Origin of the sequence: Paracoccus sp. SSJ, from assembly GCF_030234105.1 — a bacterium.
Taxonomy (GTDB): domain Bacteria; phylum Pseudomonadota; class Alphaproteobacteria; order Rhodobacterales; family Rhodobacteraceae; genus Paracoccus; species Paracoccus denitrificans.
The window spans coordinates 75,245-94,867 of sequence record NZ_JASSPE010000014.1 but is presented as its reverse complement, the minus strand read 5'-3'; the positions used below and the strand labels follow the sequence as shown (position 1 = coordinate 94,867).

General features: G+C 65.9%; 20 protein-coding genes. 19 read left to right on the top strand and 1 reads right to left on the bottom strand.

All coding sequences use genetic code 11. The features are described from left to right. The first annotated feature begins 24 nt into the window (after positions 1-24). The 19 genes from QPR87_RS15615 (at position 25) to aroA (ending at position 17,532) form a co-directional block, all read left to right on the top strand. Positions 25-423, top strand: a complete 399-nt coding sequence (locus QPR87_RS15615) for a DUF5333 domain-containing protein (protein ID WP_041530248.1) — start codon at positions 25-27, stop codon at positions 421-423. A gap of 8 nt (positions 424-431) precedes the next feature. Next, positions 432-572, top strand: a complete 141-nt coding sequence (locus tag QPR87_RS15610) for a hypothetical protein (RefSeq protein WP_157137436.1) — start codon at positions 432-434, stop codon at positions 570-572. 130 nt (positions 573-702) lie between these two features. Beyond that, the gene (gene nuoG, locus QPR87_RS15605; protein WP_285050193.1) at positions 703-2,727 is read left to right on the top strand and encodes an NADH-quinone oxidoreductase subunit NuoG; all 2,025 of its coding nucleotides are present in this window, start codon (positions 703-705) and stop codon (positions 2,725-2,727) included. Positions 2,728-2,732: 5 nt separating this feature from the next. Next, the gene (locus tag QPR87_RS15600) at positions 2,733-3,500 is read left to right on the top strand and encodes a YNQ4 family lipoprotein (protein ID WP_011748526.1); all 768 of its coding nucleotides are present in this window, start codon (positions 2,733-2,735) and stop codon (positions 3,498-3,500) included. A gap of 18 nt (positions 3,501-3,518) precedes the next feature. Continuing rightward, positions 3,519-4,556, top strand: coding sequence for an NADH-quinone oxidoreductase subunit NuoH (gene nuoH / locus QPR87_RS15595; protein ID WP_011748525.1), 1,038 nt, complete (start codon positions 3,519-3,521; stop codon positions 4,554-4,556). A 3-nt stretch (positions 4,557-4,559) separates the two neighbouring features. Next, a complete protein-coding gene (locus QPR87_RS15590; RefSeq protein ID WP_041529948.1) occupies positions 4,560-4,742 on the top strand; it encodes a hypothetical protein in 183 nt (60 codons plus the stop codon). Beyond that, the gene (gene nuoI / locus QPR87_RS15585; protein WP_011748524.1) at positions 4,742-5,233 is read left to right on the top strand and encodes an NADH-quinone oxidoreductase subunit NuoI; all 492 of its coding nucleotides are present in this window, start codon (positions 4,742-4,744) and stop codon (positions 5,231-5,233) included. The genes QPR87_RS15590 and nuoI overlap by 1 nt, the downstream gene beginning before the upstream one ends. Then, positions 5,230-5,622, top strand: coding sequence for a carboxymuconolactone decarboxylase family protein (locus QPR87_RS15580; protein ID WP_011748523.1), 393 nt, complete (start codon positions 5,230-5,232; stop codon positions 5,620-5,622). Before nuoI ends, QPR87_RS15580 begins: the two co-directional genes overlap by 4 nt. Continuing rightward, complete coding sequence (locus QPR87_RS15575; RefSeq protein ID WP_011748522.1) at positions 5,619-6,023, top strand: carboxymuconolactone decarboxylase family protein; 405 nt, start codon at positions 5,619-5,621, stop codon at positions 6,021-6,023. The genes QPR87_RS15580 and QPR87_RS15575 overlap by 4 nt, the downstream gene beginning before the upstream one ends. Continuing rightward, on the top strand, positions 6,020-6,622 hold the full coding sequence (locus tag QPR87_RS15570; protein ID WP_041529947.1) for an NADH-quinone oxidoreductase subunit J: 603 nt from the start codon (positions 6,020-6,022) through the stop codon (positions 6,620-6,622). The genes QPR87_RS15575 and QPR87_RS15570 overlap by 4 nt, the downstream gene beginning before the upstream one ends. Positions 6,623-6,721: 99 nt before the next feature. Continuing rightward, positions 6,722-7,027, top strand: coding sequence for an NADH-quinone oxidoreductase subunit NuoK (gene nuoK / locus QPR87_RS15565; protein ID WP_010392916.1), 306 nt, complete (start codon positions 6,722-6,724; stop codon positions 7,025-7,027). Positions 7,028-7,033: 6 nt separating this feature from the next. Next, positions 7,034-9,145 carry an NADH-quinone oxidoreductase subunit L gene (gene nuoL, locus QPR87_RS15560; RefSeq protein WP_104491737.1) on the top strand — a complete coding sequence of 704 codons (2,112 nt, stop codon included), beginning with the start codon at positions 7,034-7,036 and terminating at the stop codon, positions 9,143-9,145. 1 nt (position 9,146) lies between these two features. Beyond that, positions 9,147-10,688, top strand: coding sequence for an NADH-quinone oxidoreductase subunit M (locus QPR87_RS15555; RefSeq protein WP_285050184.1), 1,542 nt, complete (start codon positions 9,147-9,149; stop codon positions 10,686-10,688). A gap of 9 nt (positions 10,689-10,697) precedes the next feature. Then, on the top strand, positions 10,698-12,197 hold the full coding sequence (gene nuoN / locus QPR87_RS15550) for an NADH-quinone oxidoreductase subunit NuoN (RefSeq protein WP_011748518.1): 1,500 nt from the start codon (positions 10,698-10,700) through the stop codon (positions 12,195-12,197). Then, positions 12,190-12,948, top strand: coding sequence for a biotin--[acetyl-CoA-carboxylase] ligase (locus QPR87_RS15545; RefSeq protein WP_230999328.1), 759 nt, complete (start codon positions 12,190-12,192; stop codon positions 12,946-12,948). The genes nuoN and QPR87_RS15545 overlap by 8 nt, the downstream gene beginning before the upstream one ends. Positions 12,949-12,951: 3 nt before the next feature. Then, the gene (locus QPR87_RS15540; protein ID WP_011748516.1) at positions 12,952-13,731 is read left to right on the top strand and encodes a type III pantothenate kinase; all 780 of its coding nucleotides are present in this window, start codon (positions 12,952-12,954) and stop codon (positions 13,729-13,731) included. Beyond that, the gene (locus QPR87_RS15535) at positions 13,724-15,400 is read left to right on the top strand and encodes a ribonuclease J (RefSeq protein ID WP_011748515.1); all 1,677 of its coding nucleotides are present in this window, start codon (positions 13,724-13,726) and stop codon (positions 15,398-15,400) included. The genes QPR87_RS15540 and QPR87_RS15535 overlap by 8 nt, the downstream gene beginning before the upstream one ends. Before the next feature lie 21 nt (positions 15,401-15,421). Continuing rightward, positions 15,422-16,123 (top strand): tRNA (guanine(46)-N(7))-methyltransferase TrmB, encoded by a 702-nt coding sequence (gene trmB / locus QPR87_RS15530; protein WP_285050182.1) that lies wholly within the window; start codon positions 15,422-15,424, stop codon positions 16,121-16,123. A gap of 77 nt (positions 16,124-16,200) precedes the next feature. Then, positions 16,201-17,532, top strand: coding sequence for a 3-phosphoshikimate 1-carboxyvinyltransferase (gene aroA, locus QPR87_RS15525; RefSeq protein WP_285050181.1), 1,332 nt, complete (start codon positions 16,201-16,203; stop codon positions 17,530-17,532). A gap of 85 nt (positions 17,533-17,617) precedes the next feature. Here aroA and QPR87_RS15520 read toward each other — a convergent pair whose 3' ends face one another. Beyond that, positions 17,618-19,522, bottom strand: coding sequence for a propionyl-CoA synthetase (locus tag QPR87_RS15520; protein WP_285050179.1), 1,905 nt, complete (start codon positions 19,520-19,522; stop codon positions 17,618-17,620). Between the last annotated feature and the right edge of the window lie 101 nt (positions 19,523-19,623).

Below are 19,623 nucleotides of genomic sequence, written 5' to 3'. Positions count from 1 at the left end.
CATCCCATGAAGGAGGCATCTGCCATGAAACTCATTCCTGCCGCGCTGATCGCCGCGACGCTGGCGACGCCTGCCGCCGCGCTGGAGCCGCTGTCTCAGGAGAAATACATCAACGACCGGCTGATCGCGGCGCGCATCGCCGATCGCATCCGCCGCACCTGTCCCAGCATCGACGGCCGCATCCTCTATGCCTATGGCGAGGCGCGCAAGCTCAAGCGCTATGCCGAGAGCAAGGGCTATTCCCGCGCCGAGATCGACGCTTTCCTGGACAGCAGGCCGGACAAGCAGCGCATCTATGCCGTGGCCGAGGATTACCTGACCCGTCAGGGCGCCAAGGCCGCGGAACCCGAGAGCTTTTGCCGCATCGGCCGGCAGGAGATCGCGCGGAACACCGTAATCGGCAGCTTGTTGGTGGCGAAATGAAGACGTGGATGAACCGGATCGGTATTGCCCTGATGGCGGCGGCAGCGGCGGCGATGATCGCCGCAGACGGCTTTGCCGGCGAGCGCGCGTCGCGGCCAGGGCAGGACGCCGCCCGCGCGACCGTTTCCGTGCAGGAGCCGCAGCCATGACGACGGGGCGGATGGAACCGACAGCGCCACAGAAAACCGGGCCAGCCTTCGGCCAGCATTTACATCGCGCGAAACCTGCCGGAGATCGTTCCGGCTCGATCTCCGGGCGCGAGGGATAAGGGAAGACAAGATGGCAGATCTTCGCAAGATCAAGATCGACGACACGATTATCGAGGTCGATCCCAACATGACCCTGATCCAGGCCTGCGAGATGGCCGGGATCGAGGTGCCGCGTTTCTGCTATCATGAGCGGCTGTCGATCGCCGGCAACTGCCGCATGTGCCTGGTCGAGGTGGTGGGCGGCCCGCCCAAGCCCGCCGCGTCCTGCGCCATGCAGGTCAAGGACCTGCGCCCCGGTCCCGAGGGCGCGCCCTCGGAGATCCGCACCAACTCGCCCATGGTCAAGAAGGCGCGCGAGGGGGTGATGGAGTTCCTGCTCATCAACCATCCCCTGGACTGCCCGATCTGCGACCAGGGCGGCGAATGCGACCTGCAGGACCAGGCCATGGCCTACGGCGTCGATTTCAGCCGCTACCGCGAGCCCAAGCGCGCCACCGAGGATCTGAACCTCGGCCCGCTGGTCGAGACGCACATGACCCGCTGCATCTCCTGCACGCGCTGCGTGCGCTTCACGACCGAGGTGGCGGGCATCACCCAGATGGGCCAGACCGGCCGCGGCGAAGACAGCGAGATCACCAGCTATCTGAACCAGACGCTGGAATCGAACATGCAGGGCAACATCATCGACCTCTGCCCGGTCGGTGCGCTGGTCAGCAAGCCCTATGCCTTCACCGCGCGGCCCTGGGAACTGACCAAGACCGAATCCATCGACGTGATGGATGCGCTGGGGTCGAGCATCCGTATCGACACCAAGGGCCGCGAGGTGATGCGCATCCTGCCGCGCAACCATGACGGCGTGAACGAGGAATGGATTTCCGACAAGACCCGCTTCGTCTGGGACGGGTTGCGCCGCCAGCGCCTCGACCGGCCCTATATCCGCGAGAACGGCCGGTTGCGCCCGGCCAGCTGGCCCGAGGCGCTTGAGGCCGCCGCCCGCGCGATGAAGGGCAAGAAGATTGCCGGTCTGATCGGCGATCTGGTCCCGGCCGAAGCCGCCTTCAGTCTCAAGCAACTGGTCGAGGGGCTGGGCGGCAAGGTCGAATGCCGCGTGGACGGCGCGCGGCTGCCGGCAGGCAACCGCTCGGCCTATGTCGGCACGGCGCGGATCGAGGACATCGACAATGCCGAGATGATCCAGCTGATCGGCACCAACCCGCGCGACGAGGCGCCGGTGCTGAACGCCCGCATCCGCAAGGCCTGGAGCAAGGGCGCCAAGGTCGGGCTGGTCGGCGAGCCGGTCGATCTGACCTATGACTATGCTCATGTCGGCACCGACCGCGCGGCGCTGGAAAGCCTGTCCTCGCGCGAGATCAGCGACGAGACCAAGGCCAGGCCGAGCATCGTGATCGTCGGCCAGGGCGCGATCCGCGAGGCGGATGGCGAGGCGGTGCTGGCCCATGCCATGAAGCTGGCCGAGAACTCGAATTCCGGGCTGCTGATCCTGCACACCGCCGCCGGCCGCGTCGGCGCCATGGATGTCGGCGCCGTGACCGAGGGCGGGCTGCTGGCCGCCATCGACGGGGCCGAGGTGGTCTACAACCTCGGTGCGGACGAGGTCGACATCGATCAGGGGCCTTTCGTCATCTATCAGGGCAGCCATGGCGACCGCGGGGCGCATCGCGCCGACATCATCCTGCCCGGCGCCTGCTATACCGAGGAAAGCGGCCTGTTCGTGAATACCGAAGGCCGGCCGCAACTGGCCATGCGCGCCAATTTCGCGCCGGGCGAAGGCAAGGAAAACTGGGCGATCCTGCGTGCCCTTTCGGCCGAACTGGGTGCGACCCAGCCTTGGGACAGCCTTGCCGGCCTGCGCCGCAAGCTGGTCGAGGCCGTGCCGCATCTGGCGCAGATCGACCAGCTGCCGCAGAACGAATGGCAACCGCTCGGCCGGTTCGATTTGGGGCAGGCGAGCTTCCGCTACGCGATCAGGGATTTCTACCTGACCAACCCCATTGCGCGCTCCTCGCCGCTGATGGGTGAGCTTTCGGCGATGGCCGCGGCCCGCAAGGCCCCGGCGCCGTTGGCGGCGGAGTGACGGGGATGCGGCCCCGCCTTGCCCTTCTGAGCGGTATCGGCGCCCTGGCCCTGCTGGCCGGCTGTGCCGAGACCAAGGATGCGCGCCCGCGGCCCAAGCCGGCCGAACTGGGCGTGGCGGTGCTGCAAAGTGACGCAGGCGCGCCGGACAAGAAGACGCTGACCAGGGGCCGGATCTCGACCAAATCCGGCGAGATCCTGATTCTCGAACCCGACGGTTCGGTCAGCGAGATGGCGCTGGACAGCCCCGAGGGCCGCGACGCCTTCGCGGTGACCGAGGCCGAACTGATGGCTCTGAACGCGAATCTGGAGCTGGACCTGTCCGGCCTGCCAAACATGGCCCCGGTGCGCAAGCGCGAGCCCACGGCGCAGGAAAAGGCGCTGGCCGCATTCTCGGCCCGTTCCCGCCCGTTGCGGCTGAACCTGCCCGTGAGTTTCGAGGCCGATCCCCAGGATTTCCAGGGCGCGCAGGTCGCCGCGCTTGCCAGTTCGCGCAAGGGGGCGGACAGCCTGGTGGAAGTTACGGCAAACCTGCGCGGCGGGGTGGACGCCGACACCGCCTTCGCCTATGCCACATGCGCGCTGGCCAGCTGGGCCGATGCGAAAGGGGCGTCCTACGCCCGGCACATCCGCACGCTCCGGGACAAGCGCAACGGCAAGATGGTCGTCGGTTCGGTATTCACGCTTTCCGAGAAAAAACCGATGGGCCTGACGGTGATGACAACGAAACAGACCTTGCAGGAATGCAAGGCACGCGGCATTCCCGCGGCGTGATGAGAGGGACGAAAGATCATGGCTGAATTCTGGGCCTCGCCCTACGGTTTCGCGCTCAGCATGCTCTTGCAGGGTCTGGCGGTCATCGCCTTCGTCATGGGTTCGCTGATCTTCATGGTCTATGGCGACCGCAAGATCTGGGCGGCGGTGCAGATGCGCCGCGGCCCGAACGTGGTCGGCCCCTGGGGCTTGTTGCAGACCTTCGCCGACGCGCTGAAATACATCGTCAAGGAAATCGTCATTCCGGCCGGCGCGGACAAGTTCGTCTATTTCCTGGCGCCCTTCCTGTCGATGATGCTGGCGCTGTTCGCCTTTGTGGTCATCCCCTTCGACGAAGGCTGGGTGATGGCGAACATCAACGTGGGCATCCTGTTCATCTTTGCCGCCTCCTCTCTCGAGGTCTACGGCGTCATCATGGGCGGCTGGGCCTCGAACTCGAAATATCCGTTCCTCGCCTCGTTGCGGTCGGCGGCGCAGATGATCTCCTACGAGGTGTCGCTGGGGCTGATCATCATCGGGATCATCATCTCGACCGGCTCGATGAACCTGACCGCCATCGTCGAGGCGCAGCGCGGCGATTACGGGTTGCTGAACTGGTATTGGCTGCCGCACCTGCCGATGGTGGTGCTGTTCTTCGTCTCGGCGCTCGCCGAGTGCAACCGCCCGCCCTTCGACCTGGTCGAGGCCGAGTCCGAACTGGTCGCGGGCTTCATGACCGAATATTCGTCCACGCCCTACCTGCTGTTCATGGCGGGCGAATATATCGCCATGTATCTGATGTGCGCGCTCCTGTCGCTGCTGTTCTTCGGCGGCTGGCTGTCGCCGGTGCCGTTCATCGCCGACGGCTGGTGGTGGATGGTCATCAAGATGTGGTTCTGGTTCTACATGTTCGCCATGGTCAAGGCGATCGTGCCGCGCTACCGCTACGACCAGCTGATGCGCATCGGCTGGAAGGTGTTCCTGCCCCTGTCGCTGGGCTGGGTGGTGCTGGTGGCGATCCTGGCCCGCTACGAAATCCTGGGCGGCTTCTGGGCCCGCTTTGCGGTCGGAGGATAAGCCATGTATTCCAACAAGCTAGCCGAGGCATTTGCCAAAGCCAGTGAGACCGACAAGGTGGAGCTGGCGCATTTCCTCGCCAACAATCTGGACAGTGCGGAACAAGCGCAGGACGGCGCCCGCATTCGGGATTATGTCGCCGCGTTCGACCGTTTCGCGGCCCCCAGGGAAGGGGAGCGTTTCTGATGGCCTTCGATTTCGCCCGTGCGACCAAATATTTCCTGATGTGGGATTTCATCAAGGGTTTCGGCCTGGGGATGCGCTATTTCGTGTCGCCCAAGCCGACGCTGAACTACCCGCATGAAAAGGGCCCGCTGTCGCCGCGCTTCCGGGGCGAACACGCACTGCGCCGCTATCCCAACGGCGAGGAACGCTGCATCGCCTGCAAGCTGTGCGAGGCGGTTTGCCCGGCCCAGGCCATCACCATCGACGCCGAACCGCGCGAGGACGGCTCGCGCCGGACCACGCGCTACGACATCGACATGACGAAATGCATCTATTGCGGTTTCTGCCAGGAAGCCTGCCCGGTCGATGCCATCGTCGAGGGTCCGAACTTCGAATATGCGACCGAAACCCGCGAGGAGCTGTTCTACGACAAGCAAAAGCTGCTTGCGAACGGCGAACGCTGGGAGGCCGAGATCGCCCGCAACCTGCAACTGGATGCGCCCTACAGATGACCGCTGACGCCGCATATCAGCGCGGCCGCGCCTTGGCCGAGCATCTCAATCCGGGGATGGAGGTGGCCCTGCGCGACCGCTATGGCCGTTGGCTGCCCGATGCGGTGGCCGAAACGGTCGTGGGTCACGGGATGGGCGAGGTCTATGCGCGCGAGGGGCTGGATCTGAAGACCCGGCTGCTGGTCACCGTCGGCGCATTGGCGGCGATGGGCGGGCAGACCCGGCCGCAGCTCAAGGTGAACGTGGCCTCGGCCCTGCGCGCGGGCGCGAGCGCGCGGGAAATCTGCGAGGCGATCTTCCAGATGCACCTCTATGGCGGGATGCCGGCGGCGATCAACGCGCTGAACGCCGCCATCGAGGTTTTCGAAGCGGAAGGAACAAGTCCATGACCGATGCCTTCCAGAAGCTGTTCCAGCAGATGCTGCAATCCGGCCAGGAGATGGCGCGCGCCTTCAACCCGGCGCTCGAGCATTTCGACATGCGCGCCATGGAAAAGCTGGTGCCGACCATTCCTGCCGACATGCTGGAAATGTGGTTCGGCAAGACCTTCAACCGCGAGGGGCTGGACGCCAAGACGCGCCTGCTTCTCACCATCGGCGCGATCACCGTTCAGGGCGCGCTGGCCGAGCCGCAGTTGCGCATGACCGTCCGTCAGGCGCTGGCGGCCGGCGCCACCAAACGCGAGATCGCCGAGACGATCTTTCAGATGAGCATGTTCGGCGGGCTGCCCGCGATGCAGAAGGCGCTGGAAATCGCCCAGAGCGTCTATGCCGAGGAGGACGAGGAATGATGACCTTCGCTTTCTACCTGTTCGCGATCAGCGCCTGCGTCGCCGGGTTCATGGTCGTGATCGGCCGCAACCCGGTGCATTCGGTGCTGTGGCTGATCCTGGCCTTCCTGTCCGCGGCGGGGCTGTTCGTGCTGCAAGGCGCGGAGTTCGTCGCCATGCTGCTGGTCGTGGTCTATGTCGGCGCTGTGGCGGTGCTGTTCCTGTTCGTCGTCATGATGCTGGACGTGGATTTCGCCGAGCTGAAGGGCGAACTGGCGCGCTACCTGCCGCTGGCGCTGGTGATCGGCGTCGTGCTGCTGGCGCAGCTGGGCATCGCCTTTTCGGGCTGGACGCCCTCGGACCAGGCCGAAAGCCTGCGCGCCGCTCCGGTGGATGCGGCGGTCGAGAACACCCTGGGCCTCGGCCTCGTGCTTTACGACCGCTATGTGCTGATGTTCCAGCTTGCCGGCCTGGTGCTGCTGGTGGCGATGATCGGGGCGATCGTGCTGACCATGCGCCACCGCAAGGACGTCAAGCGCCAGAACGTGCTGGAACAGATGTGGCGCGACCCGGCCAAGACGATGGAATTGAAGGACGTGAAGCCGGGGCAGGGGCTTTGAACGCGGCAGGCTGGACCGCGATAGCCATCGGGATCGTCACGGCGGTCCTAGTAGCAAACGGATATTTCAACGGGTGAACGACCCGGAGGGACCAGGACGATGATCGGATTGACTCATTATCTTGTTGTGGGGGCGATATTGTTCGTCACCGGCATTTTCGGGATCTTCGTGAACCGAAAGAACGTCATCGTCATCCTGATGTCGATCGAACTGATGCTGCTGGCGGTGAACATCAACTTCGTCGCCTTCTCGACCCATCTGGGCGATCTGGCCGGGCAGGTCTTCACCATGTTCGTGCTGACCGTCGCCGCCGCCGAGGCCGCCATCGGCCTGGCGATCCTGGTGGTCTTCTTCCGCAACCGCGGCACCATCGCGGTGGAAGACGTCAACGTGATGAAGGGATAAGCGGCCATGGAAAAATTCGTCCTCTTTGCGCCGCTCATCGCGTCGCTGATCGCCGGGCTGGGCTGGCGGGCGATCGGCGAGAAGGCAGCGCAATACCTGACCACGGGCGTGCTGTTCCTCAGCTGCCTGATCAGCTGGTACCTGTTTCTGTCCTTCGACGGCGTGCCGCGGCATATCCCGGTGCTCGACTGGGTCGTGACCGGCGATTTCCATGCCGAATGGGCGATCCGGCTGGACCGGCTGACCGCGATCATGCTGATCGTCGTGACCACCGTTTCGGCGCTCGTGCACATGTATTCGCTGGGCTACATGGCCCATGACGACAACTGGACGCATGACGAGCACTACAAGGCGCGCTTCTTCGCCTATCTCTCGTTCTTCACCTTCGCCATGCTGATGCTGGTGACGGCGGACAACCTGTTGCAGATGTTCTTCGGCTGGGAGGGCGTGGGCGTCGCCTCCTACCTGCTGATCGGATTCTACTACAAGAAGGCCAGCGCCAATGCCGCGGCGATGAAGGCGTTCATCGTCAACCGGGTCGGCGACTTCGGCTTCCTGCTGGGTATCTTCGGCATCTACTGGCTGACCGGCTCGGTCCAGTTCGACGAGATCTTCCGCCAGGTGCCGCAGCTTGCGCAGACCGAGATGCATTTCCTGTGGCGCGACTGGAACGCCGCGAACCTGCTGGGTTTCCTGCTGTTCGTCGGCGCCATGGGCAAGTCGGCGCAGCTCTTGCTGCACACCTGGCTGCCGGACGCGATGGAAGGCCCGACCCCGGTTTCGGCGCTGATCCATGCCGCGACCATGGTGACGGCCGGCGTGTTCCTGGTCTGCCGCATGTCGCCGCTTTACGAATTCGCGCCGGATGCCAAGAACTTCATCGTCATCATCGGCGCCACCACCGCCTTCTTCGCCGCGACCGTCGGCCTGGTGCAGAACGACATCAAGCGCGTCATCGCCTATTCGACCTGTTCGCAGTTGGGCTACATGTTCGTGGCGGCGGGTGTCGGCGTCTATTCGGCGGCCATGTTCCACCTGCTGACGCACGCTTTCTTCAAGGCCATGCTGTTCCTGGGCGCCGGCTCGGTGATCCATGCCATGCACCATGAACAGGACATGCGGAACTATGGCGGGCTGCGGAAGAAGATCCCGCTGACCTTCTGGGCGATGATGATCGGCACCTTCGCCATCACCGGCGTCGGCATTCCGCTGACCCACTTGGGCTTTGCCGGTTTCCTGTCCAAGGACGCGATCATCGAAAGCGCCTATGCGGGCAGCGGCTATGCCTTCTGGCTGCTGGTCATCGCGGCCTGTTTCACCAGCTTCTACAGCTGGCGGCTGATCTTCCTGACCTTCTACGGCAAGCCGCGCGGCGACCATCACGCCTATGATCATGCGCATGAAAGCCCGCCGGTGATGACGATCCCGCTGGGCGTGCTGGCCATCGGCGCGGTCTTTGCCGGCATGGTCTGGTATGGTCCCTTCTTCGGCGACCATCACAAGGTCACGGAATATTTCCACATCGCCGGCGCGCATCACGAAGCGGCCGAGGGCGAAGAAGCAGAGCACGCGACCGCCGAGGCTCCGGTGGAGCACGCCGTCGCCGATACCGCGACCGCCGAGGGCGAAGCGGCCGCCGAGGCCGAACATGCCGAGATCGCCGCGCCGGTCGGCGGTGCGATCTACATGCATCCCGACAACCACATCATGGACGAGGCGCATCATGCGCCGGCCTGGGTGAAGGTCTCGCCCTTCGTCGCCATGGTGCTGGGGCTGATCACCGCCTGGACATTCTACATCGCCAACCCGTCGCTGCCGCGGCGGCTGGCGGCGCAGCAGCCGGCGCTGTATCGGTTCCTGCTCAACAAATGGTATTTCGACGAGATCTACGAGTTCATCTTCGTCCGCCCGGCGAAATGGCTTGGCCGCGTGCTGTGGAAGGGCGGCGACGGCGCCGTCATCGACGGCACCATCAACGGAGTGGCCATGGGATTGATCCCGCGGCTGACCCGCGCGGCGGTCCGGGTGCAATCGGGCTATCTGTTCCACTACGCCTTCGCGATGGTTCTGGGCATCGTGGGCTTGCTGATCTGGGTGATGATGCGGGGCGCGCACTGACATGACGAACCTTCTTTCCATCATCACCTTCCTGCCGATCGTCGCCGCCATCATCATGGCGCTGTTCCTGCGCGGCCAGGACGAGGCCGCGGCGCGCAACGCCAAATGGCTGGCGCTGCTGACCACCACGGCGACCTTCGTGATCTCGCTTTTCGTGCTGTTCCGCTTCGACCCGGCGAACACCGGCTTCCAGTTCGTCGAGGATCACGCCTGGATCATGGGGCTGCGCTACAAGATGGGCGTGGACGGCATCTCGGTGCTGTTCGTGCTGCTGACCACCTTCATGATGCCGCTGACCATCCTTTCGACCTGGCAGGTTCAGGACAAGGTCAAGGAATACATGATCGCCTTCCTGGTGCTGGAAGGGCTGATGATCGGCGTCTTCACCGCGCTCGATCTGGTGCTGTTCTACCTGTTCTTCGAGGCGGGGCTGATCCCGATGTTCCTGATCATCGGCATCTGGGGCGGCAAGGACCGCATCTATGCGTCCTTCAAGTTCTTCCTCTACACCTTCCTCGGCTCGGTGCTGATGCTGGTGGCGATGATCGCCATGTATCGCATGGCGGGCACCACCGACATCCCGACGCTGCTGACCTTCGACTTCCCGTCCGAGAACTTCCGCCTCTTGGGCATGACCGTGGTCGGCGGCATGCAGATGCTGCTGTTCCTGGCCTTCTTTGCCAGCTTCGCGGTCAAGATGCCGATGTGGCCGGTCCATACCTGGCTGCCCGACGCGCACGTCCAGGCGCCGACCGCCGGCTCGGTCCTGCTGGCCGCGGTGCTGCTGAAGATGGGCGGCTACGGCTTCCTGCGCTTCTCGCTGCCGATGTTCCCGGTCGCCAGCGGCGTGGCCCAGCCCTATGTCTTCTGGCTGTCGGCCATCGCCATCGTCTACACTTCGCTGGTGGCGCTGGCGCAGTCGGACATGAAGAAGGTCATCGCCTATTCCTCGGTCGCCCATATGGGCTACGTGACCATGGGCGTCTTTGCCGCGAACCAGATCGGCGTCGACGGCGCGATCTTCCAGATGCTGTCGCACGGCTTTATCTCGGGCGCGCTGTTCCTGTGCGTCGGCGTGATCTACGACCGCATGCACACGCGCGAGATCGACGCCTATGGCGGGTTGGTGAACCGGATGCCGGCCTATGCGGCGGTGTTCATGTTCTTCACCATGGCGAACGTGGGCCTGCCGGGCACCTCGGGTTTCGTGGGCGAGTTCCTGACGCTGATGGGGGTCTTCCGCGTCGATACCTGGGTGGCGCTGGTCGCGACCTCGGGGGTGATCCTGTCGGCGGCCTATGCGCTCTGGCTGTATCGCCGGGTGACGCTGGGCCAGCTCATCAAGGAAAGCCTCAAGTCGATCACCGACATGACCCCGCGCGAACGCTGGGTGTTCATCCCGCTGATCGCCGTGACGCTGATCCTGGGCGTCTATCCGCGGCTCGTCACCGACGTGACCGGCCCGGCGGTCGCAGCACTCGTGCAAGACTACAACCAGAGCCAGCCGGCGGCACCCGTCGCCACGGCCCAAGCCAGCCACTAGGGGACGGACATGACCTCGCTCGATTTCTCGACCATTCTGCCCGAGGTGGTGCTGGCCGGTTACGCCCTTGCCGCCCTGATGGCGGGGGCCTATCTCGGCAAGGACAGGCTGGCCCGGACGCTGCTTTGGGTCACGGTCGCGGCCTTCCTGGTCGTCGCGGCCATGGTGGGCCTCGGCAACCATGTCGACGGCGCCGCCTTCCACGGCATGTTCATCGACGACGGCTTCTCGCGCTTTGCCAAGGTGGTGACGCTGGTCGCCGCCGCCGGCGTGCTGGCGATGAGCGCCGATTACATGCAGCGCCGCAACATGCTGCGCTTCGAGTTCCCGATCATCGTCGCGCTGGCGGTGCTGGGCATGATGTTCATGGTCTCGGCCGGCGACCTGCTGACGCTCTACATGGGGCTGGAGCTGCAATCGCTGGCGCTTTACGTCGTCGCCGCCATGCGCCGCGACTCGGTGCGCTCGTCCGAGGCGGGGTTGAAATACTTCGTGCTGGGATCGCTTTCCTCGGGCCTGCTGCTCTATGGCGCCTCGCTGGTCTACGGTTTTGCCGGCACCACCGGGTTCGAGGGCATCATCTCGACCATCGAGGCCGGCCACCTGTCGCTGGGCGTGCTGTTCGGCCTGGTGTTCATGCTGGTGGGCCTGTCGTTCAAGGTTTCGGCCGTGCCCTTCCACATGTGGACGCCCGACGTCTACGAGGGCTCGCCGACGCCGGTCACCGCCTTCTTCGCCACCGCGCCCAAGGTCGCGGCCATGGCGCTGATCGCGCGGCTGGTCTTCGACGCCTTCGGCCATGTCATCGGCGACTGGAGCCAGATCGTCGCGGCGCTGGCGGTGATGTCGATGTTCCTGGGCTCGATCGCCGGGATCGGCCAGACCAACATCAAGCGGCTGATGGCCTATTCCTCGATCGCGCATATGGGCTTTGCCCTGGTCGGCCTTGCCGCAGGCACCGCCATCGGCGTGCAGAACATGCTGCTTTACATGACCATCTATGCGGTGATGAACATCGGCACCTTCGCCTTCATCCTGTCGATGGAGCGCGACGGCGTGCCGGTGACCGACCTTGCCGCGCTGAACCGCTTTGCCTGGACCGATCCGGTCAAGGCGCTGGCGATGCTGGTCCTGATGTTCAGCCTTGCCGGCGTGCCGCCGACGCTGGGCTTCTTTGCCAAGTTCGGCGTGCTGACGGCGGCGGTCGATGCCGGCATGGGTTGGCTGGCGGTGCTGGGCGTGATCGCCTCGGTCATCGGCGCCTTCTATTACCTGCGCATCGTCTATTACATGTATTTCGGCGGCGAATCCGAGGGCATGACCTCGCGCATGGGCGCGGTGCAATACCTGGCGCTGATGGTGCCGGCGCTGGCGATGCTGGTGGGTGCGATCAGCATGTTCGGCGTCGATTCCGCCGCCGGCCGCGCCGCGGAGACCCTGGTCGGTCCGGTGGCCGCCATCGAGCAGCCCGCCGAAGCCGCGCAAGCCGAGCCCGTGCAAGGTGAGTGACGCCTGGCCCGAGGGCGTGGCCCGCCATGTGCTGGCCCGCACCGACAGCACCAATGCCGAGGCGCTGAAGCTGGCGCCCGGCCTTTCCGGTTCTGCCTGGGTGCTGGCCCGCGAGCAATTCGCGGGCCGTGGCCGTCGCGGGCGCGAATGGGTCATGCCGGCCGGAAACTTTGCCGGCACGCTGGTTCTGCGGCCCCAGGGAGGGGCGCTGGCGGCGGCGCAACTGTCCTTCGTCGCCGCGCTGGCGCTCTACGATGCGCTTGGTCTGGCCTGCGGCCCGGCCGCGCGGCTGGCGATCAAATGGCCGAACGACGTGCTGCTGAACGGCGGCAAGGTGGCGGGCATCCTGCTGGAAAGCTCGGGCTCCGGCCCCGGCGTGCAGGCCGTCGCGGTCGGCATCGGCGTCAACCTGGCCGCCGCGCCCGATGCCGGCGCGGTCGAGCCCGGTGCCACCCCGCCGGTTTCCGTGCAAGGCGAGACTGGCCACGCCGTCGATCCCGAGGAATTCCTGGACCTGCTGGCGCCGGCCTTTGCACGCTGGCAGGCGCAGCTCGACATCTATGGCTTCGCGCCGATCCGCAATGCCTGGCTGGCCCGCGCGGCCCGGCTGGGCGAGCCGATCATCGCCCGCACCGGCACTGCCGAAAGCCACGGCATCTTCGAGGGCATCGACGACAGCGGCGCGCTGATCCTGCGCGGCCCGGCGGGGCGGCAGGTCATTCCCGCCGCCGAAGTCTTTTTCGGAGGCTAGGCCATGCTGCTTTGCATCGACACCGGCAACACCAACACGGTCTTTTCCGTCTGGGACGGCGAGAAATTCGTGGGCCTCTGGCGCATCTCGACCGACCACCGGCGCACGGCGGACGAGTATTTCGTCTGGCTGTCCACGCTGATTTCCCTGCAGAAGCTGGAACTGAACATCGATGCCTGCATCATCAGTTCGACCGCGCCGCGGGTGGTGTTCAACCTGCGCGTGCTCTGCAATCGCTATTTCGACACCCGCCCGCTGGTGGTGGGCAAGCCGGACTGCCTGCTGCCTGTGGCGCCGAGGGTCGATTTCGGCACCGTGGTCGGCCCCGACCGCCTGGTGAATACCTGGGGGGCGTTCGAGCGGCACGGGCCGGACCTGATCGTGGTCGATTTCGGCACCGCCACGACCTTCGACGTGGTGGACACCGACGGCGCCTATGTCGGCGGCGTCATTGCGCCGGGGGTGAACCTGTCGCTGGAGGCCCTGCACATGGGCGCGGCCAGCCTGCCGCATGTCGACGTGACCATGCCGGCCAAGGTGATCGGCACCAATACCGTGGCCTGCATCCAGTCCGGCATCTTCTGGGGCTATATCGGCCTGGTGCAGGGCGTGGTCGACAAGATCCGCCTGGAACGCGGCCGGCCGATGAAGGTTATAGCCACAGGCGGGCTGGCGCCGCTGTTCGACCAGGGATTTGATTTGTTCGACGCGATCGAGGACGACTTGACCATGCACGGCCTGCGCCTGATCCATGATTACAACAAGGAGATGGGCAATGGCTGAGCGCCTGATCTATTTGCCGCTGGGCGGCGCGGGCGAAATCGGCATGAACGCCTATGTCTACGGCTATGGCCAGCCGGGACGCGAGCGGCTGATCGTCGTCGACCTGGGGGTGACCTTCGGCGACATGGACAGCGCGCCCGGCATCGACCTGATCATGGCCGATGTCGCCTGGCTGGAAGCCAATCGCGACCGCATCGACGCCATCTTCATCACCCATGGGCACGAGGATCACGTCGGCGCGCTTGGCCTGCTGTGGCCCAGGCTGCAAAAGCCGGTGCATTGCCGCCGCTTCACCGGCGCGCTGGCGCGGCTGAAGCTGGAAGAGGCCGGCCAGCCCGTCGATCAGCTGCATATCCACGCCCCGCGGCCCGATGTCGTGACGGCCGGCCCGTTCCGGGTGCAGTTCGTCCCGATCAGCCATTCGATCCCTGAAAGTTCGGCGCTGATCATCGACACGCCGGCGGGGCGGATCGTGCATACCGGCGATTTCAAGCTGGACGGCACCCCGGTGGTAGGCGAGGCTTTCGACCCGATCCTCTGGCACGACATCGCCAACGAGGGGCAGGGGATCAAGGTGCTGACCTGCGATTCCACCAATGTCTTCTCGCCCCATCCCGGCCGGTCCGAGGCGGTGCTGGCCAATCCGCTTCTGGATTTCGTCATGGCGCAGCGGCAGATGGTGGTGGCGACCACCTTCGCCAGCAACATCGCCCGCCTCAAGACCCTGGCCGAAGCCGGCGTTGCCGCCGGCCGCAAGATCTGCCTGTTGGGCCGGGCCATGCGTCGCATGGTGACCGTCGGCGTCGAAACCGGCATCCTGACGAACTTCCCCTCGTTCATCGGCCCCGAGGAAGCCTCGGAACTGCCGCGCGACAAGGTGATGCTGATCGTCACCGGCAGCCAGGGCGAGCGCCGTGCCGCCAGCGCCCAGCTGTCGCGCGGCCGCTATCTGGGCATCGAGCTGAAAGAGGGCGACAGCTTCCTGTTCAGCTCGCGCACCATCCCCGGCAACGAGCGCGGCGTGATCCGCATCATGAATGCGCTTTCCGAGATGGGCGTGGACCTCTATGACGCCGAAGACGGGCTCTATCACGTCTCGGGCCATGCCAACCGGCCGGATATCGAGGCTGTGCACGACCTCCTGAAGCCGCAGATCGTCATTCCGATGCATGGCGAGCACATGCACCTGCGCGAACATGCCAAGCTGGCCGAGGCGCGTGGCATCCCCTCGGTCGTGGCGACGAACGGCACCATGCTGGACCTGTCGGGCACGGCGCCGCGGGTGGTCGATCAGATCGATACCGGGCGGCTTTACCTCGACGGGACGATGCTGATCGGGGCCATGGACGGCGTGGTCCGCGACCGCATCCGCATGGCGTTGAACGGCCGTGCCATGGTCTCGGTCATCATCGACGAGGACGACAGCCCGTTGCCCGACGCCTGGGTGGAGCTGTCCGGCCTGCCAGAGCTGGGCCGCGCCGGGGTGCCGCTGGCGCGCAATATCGAGGGCGAGCTGGCCGAGTTCCTGGAACGCGCCGACGACCGCACGGTGATGGACGACGACCGGCTGGAAGAGGCGATCCGCAAGATCACCCGCCAGGTCTCGATGGAGGAAATCGGCAAGAAACCCGAGGTGACGGTGGTGATCTCGCGCCTTGCCGCCGAGTGACGGAACCGGCCTGAACGAATCATGAGCGAATTCGATCCGAATCCCCCGCGCCGCAACTTCTACGGTCGCCGCCACGGCAAGACCCTGCGCCAAAGCCAGAAGGGCTATCTGTCCGAGGATCTGGGCAGCCTGCGTCCGCGCGGCATCACCGTCCAGGAGAACCCCGGGCGCGAGCCCGTCGCGCCCAGCACGATCTTCGGCGACGACCGGCCGGTCTGGCTGGAAGTCGGCTTCGGCGGCGGCGAGCACATGGTCCACATGGCCGCCCGCTATCCCGAGATCGGCATCATCGGCTGCGAGCCTTTCATCAACGGCGTCGCCATGCTCCTGGGCAAGATCCGCGCCGCGGGGGTCGAGAACGTGAGCGTGCATCCGGGTGATGCGCGCGACCTGATGGATGTGCTGCCCGATGCCTCGATCGACAAGGCTTTTCTGAACTATCCCGACCCCTGGCCCAAGGCCCGCCATCACCGCCGCCGTTTCGTCACGCCCGAGCACCTCATCCCGCTCGCCCGCGTGATGAAGCCGGGCGCCGAGTTCCGCGTCGCGACCGACATCCCCGATTATGTCCGCCAGACGCTGGAAGAGGTGCCGCAGGCCGGCTTCGACCTGATTGCCGAGGGGCCGCAGGCATGGGAGGACTGGCCCAGCACCCGCTATGAGCAGAAGGCGCTGCGCGAAGGCCGGGTGCCGCATTACGTCACCTTCCGCCGCCGATCCTGAAGCGCCCTGATCGCCCCCGATTGCAACCCCCGCCCGTGACCGCTATCACCTTGCGCGACAAGCACGAGGGGGCCTTCATGTCACATTCCGCCGAACCGCTGCCGATGACCGCCCGCCGCTCGGGCCCCCTGACCGGCGAGGCCCAGGTGCCGGGCGACAAGTCGATCAGCCATCGCGCGCTGATCCTAGGCGCGCTTTCGGTGGGCGAGACCCATATCACCGGCCTGCTGGAGGGCCAGGACGTGCTGGACACGGCAGCGGCGATGCGGGCCTTCGGTGCGCAGGTCGAGCGGCTGGGCGAGGGGGAATGGCGCGTCAACGGCGTCGGAGTCGGCGGCTTTGCCGAGCCCGAGGGGGTGATCGACTGCGGCAATTCCGGCACCGGCGTGCGGTTGATCATGGGCGCCATGGCAACCACGCCGATCACCGCCACCTTCACCGGCGATGCCAGCCTGTCGCGCCGCCCGATGGGCCGCGTCACCGACCCGCTGGAACTTTTCGGCTGCGAGGTCACGGCGCGCGAGGGCAAGCGCCTGCCGCTCACCATCAAGGGCGCGTCCGAGCCGGTGCCGGTGCGCTACAAGACCCCGGTCGCCAGCGCCCAGATCAAGTCGGCGGTGCTGCTTGCCGGGCTCAACGCGCCGGGCGAAACGGTGGTGATCGAAGCCGAGCTGACCCGCGACCATACCGAGCGCATGCTGGCCGGCTTCGGTGCCGCCATCACCACCGAGACGACCGCCGAGGGGCATGTCATCACCCTCAAGGGCCGGCCCGAGTTGAAACCGCAGCCGGTGGTGGTGCCGCGCGACCCGTCCAGCGCCGCTTTCCCGGTGGCGGCGGCGCTGATCGTGCCGGGCTCGGAAATCCGCGTCCCGGGCGTCAGCCGCAACCCGACCCGCGACGGGCTCTATGTCACGCTGCTGGAGATGGGCGCCGACATCCGCTTCGAGAACCAGCGCGAAGAGGGCGGCGAGCCGGTCGCCGACCTGGTCGTCCGCCATGGTCCGCTGAAAGGCGTGACCGTGCCCGCCGAACGCGCCGCCAGCATGATCGACGAATTCCCGATCCTCTCGGTCATCGCCTGCTTTGCCGAGGGCACGACCGTCATGCAGGGTGTTCACGAATTGCGCGTCAAGGAAAGCGACCGCATCGACGCCATGGCCGTCGGCCTGCGCGCCAATGGCGCCGAGGTCGTGGACACTCAGGATACCATGACCGTCCACGGCAAGGGCGGGCTCGATGGCGGCGCCACCTGCGCCACCCATCTCGACCACCGCATCGCCATGTCCTTCCTGGTCGCGGGCCTCGCCTCGCACCAGCCGATCTCGGTCGATGACGGCGGTCCCATCGCCACCTCCTTCCCCGATTTCCTGCCGCTGATGCGCGGCCTCGGCGCACAAATCGACTGACGACAAGGGGCGCCGCTTCCATACGCGGTGCCCCTGCTTCTTCGTTCCCCAAATACTCGAATCCGGCCGCGAAGCCGGGAACGGCCTAGCTCGCCTTGGCGGTCTCGGGATAGCCGAGCCCCGCCAGAGCCTCGCGGATCTCGTCCAGGATCGCCGGGTCGTCGATGGTGGCGGGGGTCTTGAACGGTTCGCCATCGGCGATCTTGGCCATGGTGGCGCGCAGGATCTTGCCCGAACGGGTCTTGGGCAGCCGGTCCACCACGCAGGCCGACTTGAAGGCTGCGACCGGGCCGATCTTGTCGCGCACCATTCGCACCACATCCGCGACCACCCGCTCATGCGGCGTGCTTGCCCCGGCCTTGAGGCACAGGAACCCGACCGGGGACTGGCCCTTGAGACTGTCCGCCACGCCGATCACCGCGCATTCCGCCACATCGGGATGGCTGGCCAGCACCTCCTCCATCGCTCCGGTCGAAAGCCGGTGCCCCGCGACGTTGATCACGTCGTCGGTGCGCGCCATGATGTAAAGATAGCCGTCCTCGTCGATATAGCCCGCATCGCCGGTCTCGTAATAGCCCGGGAAATGGTCGAGATAGGACTTGCGGAAGCGGTTTTCCGCATTCCACAGCCCGGGCAGCGTGCCGGGCGGCAAAGGCAGCTTGACCGCGATGGCGCCCAGCGTGCCTGCCGGCACCGGATGGCCCGCCTCGTCCAGCACCTGCACGTCATAGCCGGGCATCGGGACCGAGGGGCTGCCCAGCTTGGTCGGCAGGGTCTCGATGCCGATGGGATTGGCGGCGATGGCCCAGCCGGTCTCGGTCTGCCACCAGTGATCGACCACCGGCACGCCCAGGTGCTCCTGCGCCCATTTCACCGTGTCGGGGTCGGCGCGTTCGCCGGCCAGGAACAGCGCCTGCAGGTCGTGCAGCTTGTAGCGCTTGATCCACTCGCCCTCCGGGTCCTCGCGGCGGATGGCGCGCAGCGCGGTCGGCGCGGTGAAGAAACTCTTGATGCGGTGGTTCTGGATGATGCGCCAGAACACGCCGGGATGCGGCGTGCCCACGGGCTTGCCCTCGAAGACCACGGTGGTCGCGCCGGCGATCAGGGGCCCGTAGCAGATATAGGAATGCCCGACGACCCAGCCCACGTCCGAGGCGGCCCAGAAACGGTCGCCGGCCGCGATGTTGTAGATGTTCGTCATCGACCATTGCAGCGCGACCAGGTGGCCGGCGGTGTGGCGCACCACGCCCTTGGGCTGCCCGGTGGTGCCCGAGGTGTAAAGGATATAGGCCGGGTGATTGCCCTCGACCGGCACGCATTCGGCGGGCTTCACGCCGTATTGGAAGCCGTGCCAGTTGAAGTCGCGGCCCTCGACCAGCTTCGCCACCTCCTGCTCGCGCTGGAAGATCACGCAGAATTCGGGCTTGTGCTCGGCCATGTCGATGGCGGCGTCGAGCAGCGGCTTGTAATGCACGACCCGGTTCGGCTCCAGCCCGCAAGAGGCGGCGATGATCGCCTTGGGCTGGCAATCGTCGATGCGCACCGCCAATTCGTTCGCGGCGAAACCGCCGAAGACGACCGAGTGGATGGCGCCAAGGCGGGCACAGGCCAGCATCGCCTCCAGCGCTTCGGGGATCATCGGCATGTAGATGATGACGCGGTCGCCCTTTTCGACGCCGCGCATGCGCAGCGCGCCGGCCAGCGAGGCGACGCGGTCCTGCAACTGCTTGTAGGTGATGCCCTTGGTCGAAAGCGTGATCGGGCTTTCATGCTGGATGGCGATCTGGTCGCCGCGCCCGGCCAGCACATGGCGGTCCACCGCGTTCCAGCAGGTGTTCACCATCCCGTCCGAGAACCATTCGTAGATCGGGGCCTTGTCGTCGAACAGCGCCTTCGAGGGCTTGCGCTCCCATTCGATGGCCTCGGCCGCCTGCATCCAGAAACCCTCAGGATCTGCCTGCCAGGCGGAATAGATCTCCCGATATCCCATGAACCAACTCCTCCCCGGATGAATGGGGCGGAGTTATGCGCGCCAGGAGGCAGGGCGCAAGGATGTTAACGCCCACAACCGGGGGTGCGACAAAAAATTTT